Origin of the sequence: Parabacteroides sp. AM17-47 (assembly GCF_003434625.1) — a bacterium.
GTDB classification, from domain to species: domain Bacteria; phylum Bacteroidota; class Bacteroidia; order Bacteroidales; family Tannerellaceae; genus Parabacteroides; species Parabacteroides distasonis.
Genome location: NZ_QTLI01000007.1, coordinates 21,794 through 37,811, shown reverse-complemented (window position 1 = coordinate 37,811; position 16,018 = coordinate 21,794). Strand labels below are relative to the sequence as shown.

The following is a 16,018-nucleotide window of genomic DNA, read 5'->3' as shown; positions in this document are numbered from 1 at the left end:
ATAAAGTAAAGATATCGTTTATTTAGCCCAAATCCGTTATCTTTACCATCTAAATTAAAATAGGAAACAATAACATGTTGAAAATAACAGCGCCTAGATTGGTAAAAAACTTACGGGAGGATGTGGACTGGATGGATTGTATATCCAGACAAGAGGATGATTTTGCGGAATGTTCTTTCAATGGATTATGCGTCGAGGACGTATCTAAACAGAACCTATCCGTTAATTCCTGCTTATTCACCAATTGTGGTTTCATTGCTTGCAATTATCGTAAATCTCAGTTTAGCGATGTGGTATTTAAGAACTGTGATCTATCAAATATAAATTTATCCGGATGTGGCTTTTACCGGGTAGAGTTCATTGGATGTAAACTTACCGGAACGAATTTCTCCGAATCGATCTTTAATCATACTACCATCCGGGATTGCAAAGGAGATTATGTAATCTTCTCCATGAGCAAACTCCGGAACGTATCTTTTAATCAATGCTTTTTACGAGGAGGCGGATTGGACAATTGCCAATTTACGAACGTAGAATTCGAACATTGTAATTTAGTAGAGGCCGAGTTTCACCGGACCTCTTTGAAAGGGATCGATCTTACTTCCTCCGAGATCGCCGGTATACGTATTGGCTCGATTCCCGGAGGAGAGTTGAAAGGTGCTACCGTAACCTCCTTACAAGCACTGGACATCGCTAGAATGTTAGGTATTACGATCAAGGATTAAAACTCCGGATGGCGTTTTAACCACACAACCGCATAGGAACAGGTAGCCAAAGGGCGCAACCCCTGTTCCTTTGCGTATTTATAAGCTGTTTCAACAAGAGTCGCCGCAATCCCACGCCCTTCCAAGTTTTTTGGGACAATGGTATGGATAATGTCCAAGGCATCTCCTCTTAAACGATATTCCACATAGGCTGTCAAGCCGTCTTCTACTACCTCGAAACGATGTTTCTCCGGATAGTGATTTACTGTATATTCCATTATTTATTCTTTTAAAGGTTCTATTTCCTTATTATTTGTATCAATCTCCTCCCGCTTATCCTTCTTTTTATCGAGACCGAAAAAGCGCTTTACCTTCGTGAAGAAACCTGCCACTTTCAAGGCCGCATCCTGTTCTTTTTTCGAGACTCCAACTGATTCCACCAAGGCTGGTCTTAGCATCTGCCATAGATAGTTAAACGTGGAATGATACGGATCTCGCACAATTTCCATATCGACCTTACGCAATTTACTATCTTTTCGCTCCGGATGAGCCGGATTATTATCCCGTAGAACTAAGTTCGCCAATCTCGACAAGAAACCTTTTTGTGTGGTCTCTCCGTCTTTCTCTTTCAATAAAGCCACTTTCAATTTCCGGTACGGGAAGTCTAACCGTATCCGGCCTTTCCGGCTTGAGGCATCCATATGAAAGACCACATCCTGTGCCCAACCGCTCACTACTTCCGCCGGCGCCAGAGGTTTTATGATCTCATTTAAGGAAAGCAAGTCTAGGCTATCCAAACGGGCATCCAATAGAAAGCGGTCATATAATGAATCCACGGGGAGTTGCCATGTAGCCGTGAAATGCCCCGATCCCATCAGGTTCCCGTCCGCATGCAATCTGATGAATTGCTCCGGATAGGAAACGATATTGGTCAATCCTGAGAATTGGCCGTTCATATCGGTAAAATAAAGCTTACCGGGTTTGTCACCTTTAACGGGCAATTCCTCATAAACCACGGAGAAATTGGCAATGGAAGCCGTATCTATCTTGAAACGGACCGGAGCCTTTTGCAAACCCTCATAAATCATCGGGACGATATGAGGCTCCACCGGGATCTTCCGGTTCTTTAAGTTTTGTAATAAGACATCGTTTATCCAGAGCCCTCCCACATGTAATTCCTTGGTTGAGAAATATCCGGGAATATCCACGTCGGTCAATCTCACGTTCCCAACCTTCACGTCAAACCAATCTTGATGCTTAGGCTGTTTATAAGCGAATTCCATTTTAGAATAAGGCGAGACTAAATGTACGTGATCCAACCTCAAACCTGACTCTCTCAAATCCAGCCCCCCGATTTTCAAACGGTAGAAGCCGTTATCCAACGGTATATCGATATCCTTCGTCTGTAGCTGAAGATCACCTAATTGAAACGTCTTCTTCTTCAAATCCACAAACACATTCTCCAAAGCCAATTGGATATCCTTTTGGCTCTCAGTCCGCAATATTGTCGTATCCGATCCCCAAGACATAGAAAAATCACCATCGGATAAATCAAATCGGTCAAACCCGATCTGATAGATGCTATTCTTGGGAATCCGGATTCCCGTTAAAGAAATCAATGGGGTTGAAAAACGTATCGAGTCTTTTTTAGCAGCCAAAGTCACATCCTGTAGACGGAAAGAGCCGTTTACGGTGGATAGCGAACCTTTTCTTATAGTCACACGCAGATCCTTCCCCGGTAAATAGTTATCGAAATCCCGGAAACTAAGACCAAAATGATCATACTTGAAAAACAATTGCCCACTCCGGTTCGTTTGCTCATCCACCAAGAAATTCGTAGCAAAGAAATTAAGGCCGTTGAGTCGGTACCGGGTCGTGTCATTTATCTCACGATCCTCCAATGTCACATTTGCGTTCTGAATCTGGATCTTACGGATGGAAAGATACTGAAGGAAAGGATTTAACAAACTTTCCACATCCACACGGCTATTTACAGATGCGCTTTTTCCTTTATCCGGAGATTCAACAGAAGGCGTTTTATAATAAACCAAGCGAGGCGACCGAACCTTCAGTAAATCTGCGCTAACACCTTTGTCGTACGCCAACCCGTCTATCCGGATCGTATCGATACTTCCCGACAAATAATCATTACGGGAGCGGACCGACAACGGACGTAGTCGCATGCTATCTATATGAAACGAGCCTAAGGCCGTATTCATCGCCAAACGCTTAATATCGAACCGATGATTACGAGCCCTCATGATCCCTTGTATATCATTCGCCTCAAACGCAATGGAACGAAAATAATTCAGTTCCTCGCCCGGAGCTACCAAGGAGTCGATCAGAAGACCTTCCGCATGGAAATTAAACTCAGGGATCGAGAAGTCCTCTATCTGCCCTTTCAAGGCTAAGGAATAGTGAAGTGCGGTTCGCTCTATTCGTATTTGATCCACGGATATACTATGTAGTACCGGAGAGATCACATCATATAACGATAAGGCTTGCACCAAAGAATCCGCATCGGCATTCGCCTGCTTCTTCTCCCGAGTCAAGTCATACACCTTAATATCCGAAGATTGTATCTCAAAATTACGGGCGGACAAATAGTTCAAGGCTTCTTCCCGTCTAAAGTGAATCCCTTGTATCTCTACGGTTTGTACCTTCCCTTCCAGATAATTCGTTGGTTTCCGATTGGTCTCCCCCCACAATAATTCTTGCGGAAGCAATTGGATTTTTTGGATATAGATAATGGAATCTTGGGTACTGAGGCATATACTATCCGTCTCCAACTTAAAATCATTATTTACCAACAAGGTTTGCGGCTGGTTCGTGACAAAATCGAAGTTATCGCAATACAACAGCTTCCCGCTCCGTGAAGAGGTAGAATCCAACATAAAACCATACGCATGGAAACTTACGTTATTCAACGTATAGATAATCGGCGAGACTTGGTTTTCCACATTATAAGAAATACTGGCATTTTCCAAGTTCAAGGTCTTTACGCTCAGGGCATCTATGTATGGAGAGATCACCTCGTACAAGGTCTTCGATTCGGCATGCTCTACCGTATCTGCCGCCAGTCCGGAAACTAACGGGTTTGATCCGGAAGAGCCGTATACACGAACCTCCGGTGAGCGGATCTCAAAGGTATTGAAATGGAGTTGCCGGTAATTCCATCGCCATACCAAATTAATTCCCTTAAAATCTATCACCTCAATCCGGGTACTTACATAGGTATCGGGCAAGCTATCCAAGGCGGCCCAATGTTCAAAGACCTTAGAGTCCGGCTCCAATGAAATACCCTCTAGCCTTAGCTCTCCCTTGAAGAAGCTAATAGAAAGCTTATCGAAAGAAAGGCGATAAAAACCATCCGTAGCATTCGCCGTACGCTCTATCAGTTCTCTTTTCAGGTACCGCTCCAAACGACCTGTCAGGAAAAGATTCAAAACTAGGAACAATACAGCCAGCGATAAAACAGTGATCACCGTATGTTTCAATATCTTCCTTATCCTAGAACTCATCCTTTCCTTGATTTTTGCGATATAAACTTCTTTTTATAAAAACAAAATAGACCCGTTTATGTTGCCTTTCATCTAATAAAAAAGCCCCGGAGTCTATTAACCCCGAGGCTTACGATCTATCGATTGTTACTTCATTTTACAAAAGGAGCCTTGATCAAATAGTCGGCGCAATCCTTCACACCCGCAAATTGAGTACGTCCGTCCGGCATCTGCTCCAACTCTACGAAATAGTCTTTGATTCCGTTCGCATACATTTGCTTGAATATCATCTCAAAGTTCATCATACCACTTTGGCCGAATACGGCACGATCCTTGATATGTAATACCTTGATACGATCCGGATGTTTCTGCATATACTCGACAGGATCGTTTTGTCCCATGACAGTCCAATAAACATCCATCTCGAAGTAAACCTTGCTCGGGTCCGTGTCTTTCAGCATCAAGTCATAAATCTGGTCTCCAACTTTCATGAAAGCGGCGAAAGGATTTCCTTTCACCTTCTCCTGTTGCTCTTTCGTCGCGACCCGATTGAACTCCATATTATGATTATGATAGCCAAAACCAGTGGCGATACCTTCCGCCTTGATAACATCCGAGGCCTGATTGAAAATATCGCAAACAAGTTTAGCCTCATCGTGCGTAGTAATCGTCGGCATCATCGGCTGGATCAAATATTTACAGCCTAGTTTCGCATGATCGGCAGCCGTAGCTTTCCAATACTCCATGATCTTTGGGGTAACCTCCTTCGAGTATTTGAAAATCATAGCCTTAAAAGGGTCAGAGATAGATGCGTCGACTGGATTCACGTGCGAGCTAATGATCTTCAAGCCTGCGTCTTCCGCCATTTTCTTGAAGTCCATCATAGGAACACCTCCGATAGCGCCTTTACCATAACCCGCCAACTCCAGCTTGGAGTATCCCATATCCTTCACCTTCCGAAGATTAGCGGCCACGTCGCCTTTATATAATTCTTGGGATAAAGAATAGATCTGCAAGCCAATCTCTTTGCCGGCATGGACCTCATCCACAACTCCCAACGCAGCGTTCGCCGCATTTACGGAACCGGCTTTACCAGCCAGCAATCCACCAGCGGCAAAGAGAGAGATATTTTTTAAGAAATCCCGTCTGTTACTCATAACATCATTCTATTTAAATAGGCTTATTTACAGAAATAAGGCAATGAATACGGGTTGCGATATTGATACCAGTACAAACGGTGGGAAGCCGCCTCCTTATCATTACCGAAGCTTAATGTAGCCGGGTTCCATTTAACCGGACGGCCTAGCTCACGAGCGATATTCTGTAAGCAACAAAGCGTATTCGTACTGCAACCTACCTCAACCGGAGCGATCGGGTTCTCACGTGAACGAACGCAGTCGATGAAGTTCTGCATATGCGGAGCGCTAGTCTCATAATTGCCAGCATCGTTACCCTTCTTTTTACTGTCTTTCAGCTTCTTCATATATTCCTCATACATCTTCTTACGCTCTTCCGGAGTCATCATTCTCGGGCGCTTCTCGATCAAGTTCTTCAGGTCGGAGGGGATCTTAGACTGATCAGAGCAGTTGATGTAGCCACGAGCTACCTCGATCCAACCGTTATCTCCGACAAACTTAATACCCTGCGCATCCGGATTATCCTCCAAATAAGGTTGTTCAGTCATTACGATACCATTCGCATAGCGCATAGTTGAATATTGTGTGCCATTGTATCCCTTGGGCGTAAACTCAACCGGACCAGAACCATCCATACCGATAGCAGCTTGGGCGATATCAAACATATGAGCGCCCCAGTCAGCGGTATAACCATTACCGGTCTCTTGATACCAACGCCATGCACCCCATAGTTTCTCGTTCTCTTCCGGATCCAGAGAAATAGGAGGACATAAATCGGGATGATAATGGATCTTCGGATCGTTCAACGGACCCATCCACTGATTGAAGTTCAAATTAGCGGGAACCGGCATTTCCGGCAAGCTCAGCGGCGTAGGAGGCTCACCTACACGTGCATATATTTTCTCTATATGACCGATGGCTCCATTCTGAACCATATCGATCGCAGCTTGGAACTCTTTGCTGGAACGTTGCTGGCTACCTACTTGAAGCACACGTTTGTTATTACGTACAGCCTTCACCATAGCCAAGCCTTCGGAGATCGTATAAGCCAACGGTTTCTGGCAATATACGTCTTTTCCGGATTGACAAGAATGGATGGTAGCCAAAGCATGCCAATGGTCCGGGGTAGCGACCTCGATAGCATCGATATCCTTACGCTCCAGCAAATCCTCGTAAAACTCATATTGATCACAACGTTGGTTCATTCCCTTTGAAGCTTGCCATTCAGCGACACGTCTTCTGAAACGCTCTGTTTTCATCGTGTCCACGTCACAACATGCGGCAACCTGTACGCCCGGACATGCGGCAAATCCTTTAAAGTCTGATAATGCTTGCTGACCTAGGCCGATAAAACCTAAAACGACTCGATCGCTCGGAGCGATACGAACGCCATTCATGGCCCAACTGGGAAGAATTGTTAAACTAGCCAATCCTAGTGCGGAAAGACCCAAAAACTCTCTACGGCTTACGCCCTTCTTAGTGTTTTCTTTCATGGTAATTTTGTTAATAATATAAGATAAAATGTAACTTGGTCTGAGAATTATCGCCCCAAAGTTATAAAAAATAATTTATTTCCATAATAATCTTTTAATAAAAAAGGCTATCCTTGTCCGGGATAGCCTTATTTTGATTCATATCAATTCCTAAAACGCATATCCGAAGCCTACGTTCAGATAGATCGGATACATCCCGAAGGTAATCGTATCGAAATCCTTTTGGAAGATATCGTTCAATCCCCATGTCAAGTCAGCGTATACGATAAGGTGCTTAAACGCTTTCCATTCTGTACCGATCTGCGCTCCCCACTGAAACTTTCTTAAGTTATCCGAGAAATCATAGGAAGCACGGTTGTCACCAGAAAACTCCACCTTCGTACCGGTAGGATTGATCTCACGCAGATATCCGTCGTATACGTAGCCGGAGAAGTTCCGGTTTGTAGCGAACGAGACAAATGGTCCCGCCGAGAAACTCACCCGGTTATTCAATTGGTAAAGAGCCACGACCGGTATCGAGAAATAAGTGTTCTCCACTTTCGTCTGCACGCCGCCGGTCCAGTTTCCTTTCAGCTTCTCACCGCCGGAGCCAATGATCTCCATGCTGTAATTCTTAACCGTCGCTTTTGTCTCCATACCTTTATTCTCCAGACGGAGACCGATCATCATACCCCATTCCTTGCTCTCGCCGAACCATTTCTTGATATCGCCCTCTATGGAGACACAAAGCGTAGGGCGATAACTATCTATCGCACGAATCTCACGAGGCAATGGCACCGGAGCGGTTCCGCCGATATTGATACCAGCCTTTACCGTATATTCCAATCCCCTTAGGGAAGACCAGATGATTCCTTGGTTTCTTTCCTGCTGCGCCTTCAACGTAACGACACCCGACAGGCACAGTATACCTATTAATACTATATATCTTTTCATATCCTCTTGTTTTTTTAGTTCTCACCGGACTGGATTATCTCAACCTCATCGATCCAAAGCGTGCTACCTTCCGCTCCCTCGAAGACATCACCTTTCAAACTCGAAGAGAAGACTATGGATAACTGATAACCACCTTTCGCCAGCTTATCCTTATCGATCACCTTACCGGGCTTAGCCACGAACGGGATATAGAAACGCGTCCACTCATCCGTCTCTTTCTGATCGCTGATCCGGGCAACGGATATCAGGTTCGGGCTTGTCAGCCCGTTGAAACCATCCAAATATTTCACATTCTCATCCGTCTCATAGAAGATGGCGTAGATATCACATTGGTCTTTCTTACCTTTTACCTCCTCGCCATTCACTTTATACGACTCACCCGCTTTATATTTATAATAACCACTCAAGTAAGTCGGCACATGATCGAAAGGACGTCCCAATCTCGTGCCTTTCCTTGCGTCCGGAATAGCGTTCAGCAAATCAAACGTACCGATAAAAAGGTTTCCCGCGGCGATAGGCATACCGAATCCGCTACCGAAACTACCCGTGCTGCGGGTCACCAACTTAGCGCATTTACCGACATATCCGTTATCGTCTTGCATGGTGGGATAATCCAACGGAGTCTTGGGTACACCCGTCAAGCCAAAACCGGCGTTACCACTCGCCCATGTCACGGAATCTCCATTCGACGTGAAATCATAGAATATCTGATAACGTTCATTCTTCGGCTCCATCGTTATATGCTCGAAATGATATTCCGTGCTCACACCAGAGACGATGCAACGTACCGTATAGGTCTTCGTCCAGTGGCCATCCTCGGAAGTAACCGTATAGGTTCTCGGGGTCGTAAAATCAAAAGCGGTGCCACTAGCAGGCTTGATAGTAGCGCCGGGAGTCAAGGTGAATACCGGGGCTAGGTTTGTAATATCGGCGTCACTTTTCACGGTCAGCGTCACGGACTCGTTGTCGATCTCCGGCTCGGTTTTCAATATATCGCCATCTACCGTACACGATAAGATATCCGCTTCCGCATTGGGCGCCTCCTCCCGGATACAAGAGACGGAGAGTAGCGTCAATAAAAAGCATAAAACAAAACTTTGTACCTTCATACTTCAAAATCTTTATAATTCATATTGAAAAAGGATCACACCTCCCTATTATTCATATAGGTCTCTTTCAAGTACCTATAACGGGGAACAAAGGTAATCTATTATGCGATACGTAGTATTCCTATATATTTTAATAACTTTTTTTACAATGCCCTTTTCTCACACCTACGGAAATGACGAGATTCCAAGAGAATGAGGTTTATATATTTGCGATTGTCATAAAATACTACTAATATCGCGTATACTTAAATCTGTATAGACCATATGACAACACGAAGAGATTTTCTCCGGCAGACCGCCTTGCTCGGTGCCGGACTTACCATCAGTCCTTTTTTCATTAAAGCTGGGAATGCCGGTGTGGGCGCAAACGATAAGATAGGCGTTGGGCTTATCGGATGTAACGGCATGGGATTCGAAGACCTAAAAGCGTTCCTTCGTAATCCGGAAGTAGAGTGTATCGCCTTGTCGGATATCGATGAGAACGTATTAAACAACCGGGCGGCAGAGACCGAGAAGATCACCGGGAAGAAAGTGAAGCATTTGTATAAAGACTGGCGTAAATTGATAGATAATAAGGATATCGATCTCGTAATCGTAGGAACTCCCGATCATTGGCACTGTCTGCAAATGGTATCCGCTTGCCAAGCCGGGAAGGATGTGTATTGTGAGAAACCGCTAGGCAACAGCATCGAGGAATGTAATATAATGGTACGTGCGGCCCAGAAATACAATCGGGTTGTACAGGTGGGACAATGGCAACGAAGCGATCCGCATTGGCAAGATGCCATGGCGTTCGTACATGGAGGACAGCTAGGGAAGATCCGTACGGTACGTGTCTTCTCTTATCAGGGTTGGTGCCCTTCCATCCCCGTAAAGCCGGATGAGGCGGTTCCTGCCGGTGTTGATTATGATATGTGGCTAGGGCCGGCACCACGACGCCCATTCAACCGGAACCGTTTTCATTTCACGTTCCGTTGGTTCTGGGATTATGCGGGAGGTTTGATGACAGACTGGGGTGTTCACCTGTTAGACTACGCATTATATGGCATGAACGTTACCGCACCGGAATCCATCATGGCATCCGGAGGCAAGTTCGGTTATCCGGATGATGCTTGCGAGACCCCGGACTTATTGCAAACCATCTATACATTCAAGGACTTCACCGTTATGTGGGATCATGCGATCGGCATTGACGACGGGGCCTACGGACGGAATCATGGCCTAGGATTCGTTGGCGAGAACGGTACCTTGGTGATCGATCGTAGCGGCTGGGAGGTTATTCCGGAAAAAGTAAACGGACAGGCCCGCATGGAGGCTGTTCCCTTGAAGAAGTCATACGGAGAGGGTGGCTTGAATTTGCATGCGAAGAATCATTTGGAATGTATCAAGAGCCGGAACCGGAATTGCAACGCGAGCGTAGAGATCGGAGCACATATCGCCAAGTTCTCGCAATTGGGGAATATCGCTTATCGGACCGGGAAAAAATTATCTTGGGATGGAAAGAGTTTCCATGACGCGGAGGCGGATAAGCTGCTGTGCAAGGAATACAGGGCACCGTGGGAATTACCGAAAATATAAGGATCTAGTTGTAGAGACGGGGCGTGCCTCGTCTCTACAACTGGGTATTTATTGATGTTCGGGGCGTAACAGGTCGTTCACCGTCTTCACGGGGTTGAATGTCTCGATAGGAACTTCTACGAATACCGTGTTCCAGTCGCTCATGGCACCGTTCCACAAGCCCGGCAATTCCAGCGCTTTCAATTCGCGGCCATCCTTGCTCTTATAAGAGATGAAGCCCGTATTCTTATCCACATAATCCGGCAAGTTGTATTTCTCTCCCTTGTGATTCTTAACGGCGCAAACCAAATCCACGGGATTAAAGTGAGTACCCTTCTCAAACATCGCCTTCTTAGCCGGATCGCTCATATCGATCTGGGAGCTTTCAAGCACCTGCAAGGAAACCGTACCGTCCGGATTCACCGCAAGGAACGGACCGCCACCCGGCTCGCCCACATTCTTCACCATACCGCATACACGCAACGGGCGAAGCAGTTTGCTCTTGATATACAGGATTAACTCGGCGTCTTCCAGTAATTTCGTATCCGGGTTCTTGATACATAGGTCGTCTTGCAAGAAATGAATCATCTCCTCTACCTCGGCATGGGTATATTTGCCGGTCTCGATCTGTTCCAGATATCTGAAGGCTTTCTCCTGCAATGTTACCAAGACACCGGCGATCACCTTCTTGTAGATAACCGTAGAGCATTTGAAGCTATCCGGAACCACGTTATCTATATTCTTGATAAATACCACGTCGGCATCCACATCGTTCAAATTCTCGATCAAGGCTCCATGCCCACCCGGACGGAACAATAACTTATCATTCTTATCGCGGAACGGCGTGTTATCCATAGCGGCCGCTACCGTATCAGTACTCGGTTTCTGGATACTGAAAGAGACATCGTATTTCACAGAGAACTTCTCCTCGTACTCGCCAGATTTATCGGCAACCAATTGCTCGAATAAAGCCTGATGCTCCGGAGATACCGTGAAATGGATATTCACCTCGCCGGCGTTATTCTTGGCGTACATGGCGCCTTCGGCCAAATGTTCTTCCATCGCCGTACGAACCGTATCGGCATATTTATGGAAAAGCAACAAGCCTTTCGGTAGCTGTCCGTAATTCAAGCCTTTCGGCTCCAATAAATTGGATACCACCTCCTTGTACTCGCCCAAGGCTACCAACGCAGGAATATCTTTCCCTGTATTCTCCACGCACTTCTTGTCCAAAGCCTTATAGAAAGCGAATTTCTCGATCTCGCTAAAGAATTTCTTCTCGAAAGCGTTCATCGGTTCCTTATAATCCGCAGAAAGGAACTCGTACAGATTCTTAAACATACGGCTAGCAGCGCCGGAGGCAGGTACGAATTTTACGATTTTCTTGTTTTTAGCCAGATAAGCGTCCCAAGCATCCATATAAGAAGCCTGTTCCTCTTTAGATATTACCATAATACCTTTTTCTACCGAAGCGGAGGCCGCTATCTCAAGGAAAGGGAAACCTTTTACGAAGCAAGCGAGTTGCTCTTCAATCTGTTTTTCGCTGATTCCTTTGGCTTTCAGCTGTTCTAAATCGTTTGCGTTTAACATAGTATAGTATTTAATGTGAATAATCTCATCAGTAACACCACAGGGCACTTATGCGCTATGTGTATCGCAAATGTATAAAATAACCGCAAGATACATGTTGAAATTCCATAGAAAAAAGTATTTTTACAGCATGTTTTGCGGTTTGTCCTCAACCGGGCAATAAAAATGATATAACTATGGATACAATTGGATTCTTTACGTCTGAGGAAAAGAAGCTGTTCTTCTCCAAATACAGGCTCCTGTTACGAAACCTTTACTCTTTCCTCGAGAGGGAAGATATCCGAAAGATGAAGGAGCTGATGAAGCGGGTTGTCGCCCTCGATTGCTACGGCAGGGATAAGAATGGTATCAACGGTTTATTGCGAAATATTGACACGGCCTTGATCGCCACCTTGGAGATTGGCTTGAAACGCACCTCGGTCATCGCCCTCCTATTATACCGCCCGGTATTGAAGAAAGCGATCACGATAGAGGAAGTGGAGCAGAAATTCGGAGCGGACGTGACCTTGATCATCCGTCGCCTCTTGAAGACCTCCGACCTGTATGCCCGGAACACCGCCGTCAACTCGGAGAATTTCCATCATTTGCTTTTCTCGTTTGCCGAGGACGTACGTGTGATCTTGCTTATGATCGCCGACCGCCTCTGCCTCATGCGTATGGGAAAACAGATGCAAGAGGATGATCGTATCCGGCTGGCTACCGAGGCCTCTTATTTGTACGCTCCCCTCGCCCACCGGTTGGGCTTATATACTATCAAGAGCGAGCTGGAAGACCTTTCCCTGAAATACACGGACAGGAAACAGTATGACTTCATCAAACGGAAACTGAATGAGACGAAACGCTCCCGCGACGCTTATATCGCCGAGTTCATCGCCCCGATCAAGCGGAAGCTGGCAGCGGCAGGATTCAAGTTCGATATCAAGGGGCGTACCAAATCCATACATTCCATTAATAACAAGCTGAAAAAGCAGCAGGTGGAATTCGAGGGTATCTACGATCTTTTCGCTATCCGGATCGTATTGGATACGCCGCTGGAGAAGGAACGCTCGGAATGCTGGCAAGTCTACTCCATCGTCACCGATATGTACCAGCCCAACCCGAAGCGTATGAAGGACTGGATCTCCATCCCGAAGACCAACGGTTACGAGAGCTTGCACATCACGGTGATGGGCCCGCAAAATAAATGGGTGGAGGTGCAGATCCGTACGAAGCGGATGGATGAGATCGCCGAGCGAGGCCTGGCGGCGCATTGGAAATACAAGGGCGTGAAAGCGGAGAGCGGGCTAGACGAGTTCTTGAATACCGTACGTGCCGCCTTGGAGACCAAGGAGAATAATCCGCTCGACTTGATGCAGGATTTCAAGATGGATCTATATAAGGATGAGATCTACGTCTTCACGCCTACCGGCGAGCTTATCAAGCTGGCCAAGGGAGCGACGGTCCTCGATTTCGCCTTTGCCATCCACACGAAGCTAGGAAGCAAATGCGTGTCGGCGAAAGTGAACGGTAAGAACGTTCCGATCAAATACACCTTGAACAACGGCGATAGCGTATCCGTCATCACGTCGCCCGCCCAAAGCCCGAAGCGGGATTGGCTGAACTTCGTCGTCACCTCCAAGGCCCGTGTGAAGATCAAGCAGGCCTTGAAGGAGGAGACCGTGAAGGCCGTGGAATTCGCCAAAGAGATGTTGCAGCGCCGCTTCAAGAACCGGAAGATCGACATGGACGAGCCGACCATGATGCGCTATATCAAGAAGAAAGGATTCAAGACCGTCACGGACTTCTACATCGAGATCGCCGAGGAACGCCTCGATCCCAACCAAGTAATCGACGAATATCTGGAGGCTTTCCGCAAGGAGACGGAGACGAACGAGCGTACCGAGGTGCGTAGCGCCGAGGAATTCGTGACGATGACTCCGGTGGAGGAGATATCGACGAACAAGGATGTCTTGGTGATCGACAAGAACCTGACGGGTATCGAATATAAACTCGCCAAATGCTGCAACCCGATTTATGGCGACGAGGTTTTCGGTTTCGTCTCCACACAGGGTATCAAGATCCACCGTATGGATTGCCCGAACGCCCAAGAGATGTTCAGCCGCTTCGGTTACCGGATCATCCGTGCGAAATGGAGTGGCAAGGGAGACAATGGCTATACGGTTACGCTGCGGGTGATCGGACGGGACGATATAGCGATCGTCACCAACATCACCTCCGTGATCGGAAAAGAATCGAACGTCACGCTTCGCTCCTTAAACATCAACTCGGTAGACGGATTATTCCAAGGTAACTTTACCGTATTGGTAAGAGATACGACCGCATTAAACTTGCTGACGAAAAAGATCAAGGCGGTAAACGGCGTGAAAGCGGTAGAGCGATTAAATTCTTAGACAGTGTACTGTGCACGAAGTACCGTAGTACTCTGTACGAAGTACTACAGTACCCTCTAGGAAGTACCGCAGTACTTCGTACAGGGGACTGTGCCAACTGTACGACTGGGCCTTGTGACTATACCCGGATCACAGAATCGGCTTCAGCCCCATCTTCTCCGCACGTTGTATTAGGAACTGCCGGGCCGCCTCATACTCGTTCGGGATCACGCCGTCGAGGATGGCGTTCTTGATCGCCTCCTTCAGCACGCCGACAGGCTTGGAGGGAGCCAAGCCAAACGTCTCCATGATCTCCTCGCCGGATACCGGGGGCTGGAAGTTACGGACACGGTCTTTTTCCTCTATATCGGCCAGCTTCTCGCGCACCTTACGGAAATTGTTCAAGAAACGGCGAACCTTCTCCGGGTTCTTGCTCGTGATATCGGCCTCGCACAGTTTCATCAAATCGTCGATATCATCTCCCGCGTCAAACAGCAGACGGCGGATCGCCGAATCCGTCACCTCATCGTCCGACAAGGCGATCGGACGCATATGCAGGCTTACCATCTTCTGCACGTACTTCATCTTCTCGTTCATCGGGAGTTTCATCTTCCTAAAAATACCGGGGATCATCCGCTCGCCGATAAAATTATGATTATGGAACGTCCATCCCAAGCGAGGGTCGAAACGCTTCGTGGCAGGCTTGGCGATATCGTGGAAGAGGGCGCTCCAACGCAGCCATAGATTATCGGAAGTCTTGCTCAAACGATCCAGCACCATCAAGGTATGGGCGAAATTATCCTTATGCCCGATCCCCTCCTTGGTCTCCACGCCTTTCAAGGCGCAAAGCTCGGGGAAAATCAATGGCAACAGTCCGCATTTATCCAGCAAGTCGAAACCGATAGAGGGCTTTGGCGAGAGGACGATCTTGTTCAACTCGTCCACGATACGCTCCTTGGAGATGATGGAGATACGCTCCCGGTTGCGGATGATGGCGTCGAAGGTATCGGGATCGATAAAGAAACCTAATTGAGTGGCGAAACGAACCGCACGCATCATCCGGAGCGGATCATCGCTGAAAGTAACATCCGGGTCTAAAGGCGTACGGATCGTAAGCTCGTCCATATCCTCCAACCCGCCGAAGGGATCGACCAATTCTCCGTAACGCTCCTTGTTCAGGCAAAGGGCCAAGGCGTTGATCGTGAAATCCCGGCGGTTCTGGTCATCCTCCAAGGTGCCGTCTTCCACGACAGGCTTACGGCTGTCATGACTGTAGGATTCTTTCCTTGCCCCCACGAATTCCAGCTCCAGATCGCCGGCTTTCACCTGCGCCGTCCCGAAATTCTTGAAGACGGAAAGATAAGCGCCACGCCCGATCTTCTTGGCCACTCGTTTGGCCAACTCGATACCGCTGCCAACCGCTACCACGTCTATATCCTTGGATGGGCGGTTCAAGAAAATATCCCGCACATATCCGCCTATTACATATACCTCAACACCTAGCTCTTCCGCCGCCTCCGATATCAAATGGAAAGGCTTCGCGGATATATGATTTACTATCTCTTCCTCGTTTATATACATATTTATGTATTCAAATCCAATAAAGAGCGCAAAGATAATCAAATTT

General features: G+C 46.9%; 11 protein-coding genes. 3 read left to right on the top strand and 8 right to left on the bottom strand.

All coding sequences use genetic code 11. From position 1 onward, the window contains the following. Positions 1 to 74 precede the first annotated feature (74 nt). A complete protein-coding gene (locus tag DW205_RS06730; protein WP_005864417.1) occupies positions 75 to 725 on the top strand; it encodes a pentapeptide repeat-containing protein in 651 nt (216 codons plus the stop codon). On the opposite strand, the gene DW205_RS06725 is transcribed toward DW205_RS06730, so the two are convergent. The 6 genes from DW205_RS06725 to DW205_RS06700 all read right to left on the bottom strand — a co-directional run bounded on the left by DW205_RS06725 (position 722) and on the right by DW205_RS06700 (position 8,875). Then, entirely contained in the window at positions 722 to 982 is a 261-nt protein-coding gene (locus DW205_RS06725) for a GNAT family N-acetyltransferase (RefSeq protein WP_005864416.1), read from the bottom strand. The two genes, DW205_RS06730 and DW205_RS06725, sit on opposite strands and share 4 nt — an antisense overlap. 3 nt (positions 983 to 985) lie before the next feature. Beyond that, entirely contained in the window at positions 986 to 4,225 is a 3,240-nt protein-coding gene (locus DW205_RS06720; protein WP_005864415.1) for a hypothetical protein, read from the bottom strand. A 131-nt stretch (positions 4,226 to 4,356) separates the two neighbouring features. Next, positions 4,357 to 5,361: a sugar phosphate isomerase/epimerase gene (locus DW205_RS06715; RefSeq protein WP_005864414.1), complete on the bottom strand. Its 1,005-nt coding sequence runs from the start codon at positions 5,359 to 5,361 to the stop codon at positions 4,357 to 4,359. Between the two features lie 23 nt (positions 5,362 to 5,384). Next, positions 5,385 to 6,833, bottom strand: coding sequence for a Gfo/Idh/MocA family protein (locus tag DW205_RS06710; RefSeq protein WP_005864413.1), 1,449 nt, complete (start codon positions 6,831 to 6,833; stop codon positions 5,385 to 5,387). Positions 6,834 to 6,983: 150 nt separating this feature from the next. Beyond that, a complete protein-coding gene (locus tag DW205_RS06705) occupies positions 6,984 to 7,766 on the bottom strand; it encodes a porin family protein (RefSeq protein WP_005864412.1) in 783 nt (260 codons plus the stop codon). A 14-nt stretch (positions 7,767 to 7,780) separates the two neighbouring features. Further along, complete coding sequence (locus DW205_RS06700) at positions 7,781 to 8,875, bottom strand: PCMD domain-containing protein (RefSeq protein WP_005864411.1); 1,095 nt, start codon at positions 8,873 to 8,875, stop codon at positions 7,781 to 7,783. Between the two features lie 264 nt (positions 8,876 to 9,139). Here DW205_RS06700 and DW205_RS06695 point away from each other — a divergent pair, with 264 nt between their 5' ends. Next, a complete protein-coding gene (locus tag DW205_RS06695; protein ID WP_005864410.1) occupies positions 9,140 to 10,453 on the top strand; it encodes a Gfo/Idh/MocA family protein in 1,314 nt (437 codons plus the stop codon). 48 nt (positions 10,454 to 10,501) lie between these two features. Here the strand turns inward: DW205_RS06695 and DW205_RS06690 are convergent, their stop codons facing one another. Further along, positions 10,502 to 12,022, bottom strand: a complete 1,521-nt coding sequence (locus DW205_RS06690) for a DUF4301 family protein (RefSeq protein ID WP_005854486.1) — start codon at positions 12,020 to 12,022, stop codon at positions 10,502 to 10,504. Between the two features lie 176 nt (positions 12,023 to 12,198). Between DW205_RS06690 and DW205_RS06685 the strand changes: the two genes are divergently transcribed. Then, a complete protein-coding gene (locus DW205_RS06685) occupies positions 12,199 to 14,412 on the top strand; it encodes a bifunctional (p)ppGpp synthetase/guanosine-3',5'-bis(diphosphate) 3'-pyrophosphohydrolase (protein ID WP_005864409.1) in 2,214 nt (737 codons plus the stop codon). 129 nt (positions 14,413 to 14,541) lie between these two features. Here DW205_RS06685 and DW205_RS06680 read toward each other — a convergent pair whose 3' ends face one another. After that, the gene (locus DW205_RS06680) at positions 14,542 to 15,972 is read right to left on the bottom strand and encodes a CCA tRNA nucleotidyltransferase (RefSeq protein ID WP_005854484.1); all 1,431 of its coding nucleotides are present in this window, start codon (positions 15,970 to 15,972) and stop codon (positions 14,542 to 14,544) included. Positions 15,973 to 16,018: the final 46 nt, after the last annotated feature.

What these genes read in the sequence shown, in the direction of transcription:
- DW205_RS06730 (WP_005864417.1), top strand. Translation starts at nt 75, where the DNA reads ATGTTGAAAATAACAGCGCCTAGATTGGTAAAAAACTTACGGGAGGAT.
- DW205_RS06720 (WP_005864415.1), bottom strand. Translation starts at nt 4,225, where the DNA reads ATGAGTTCTAGGATAAGGAAGATATTGAAACATACGGTGATCACTGTT.
- DW205_RS06690 (WP_005854486.1), bottom strand. Translation starts at nt 12,022, where the DNA reads ATGTTAAACGCAAACGATTTAGAACAGCTGAAAGCCAAAGGAATCAGC.
- DW205_RS06725 (WP_005864416.1), bottom strand. Translation starts at nt 982, where the DNA reads ATGGAATATACAGTAAATCACTATCCGGAGAAACATCGTTTCGAGGTA.
- DW205_RS06715 (WP_005864414.1), bottom strand. Translation starts at nt 5,361, where the DNA reads ATGAGTAACAGACGGGATTTCTTAAAAAATATCTCTCTCTTTGCCGCT.
- DW205_RS06710 (WP_005864413.1), bottom strand. Translation starts at nt 6,833, where the DNA reads ATGAAAGAAAACACTAAGAAGGGCGTAAGCCGTAGAGAGTTTTTGGGT.
- DW205_RS06700 (WP_005864411.1), bottom strand. Translation starts at nt 8,875, where the DNA reads ATGAAGGTACAAAGTTTTGTTTTATGCTTTTTATTGACGCTACTCTCC.
- DW205_RS06680 (WP_005854484.1), bottom strand. Translation starts at nt 15,972, where the DNA reads ATGTATATAAACGAGGAAGAGATAGTAAATCATATATCCGCGAAGCCT.
- DW205_RS06705 (WP_005864412.1), bottom strand. Translation starts at nt 7,766, where the DNA reads ATGAAAAGATATATAGTATTAATAGGTATACTGTGCCTGTCGGGTGTC.
- DW205_RS06685 (WP_005864409.1), top strand. Translation starts at nt 12,199, where the DNA reads ATGGATACAATTGGATTCTTTACGTCTGAGGAAAAGAAGCTGTTCTTC.
- DW205_RS06695 (WP_005864410.1), top strand. Translation starts at nt 9,140, where the DNA reads ATGACAACACGAAGAGATTTTCTCCGGCAGACCGCCTTGCTCGGTGCC.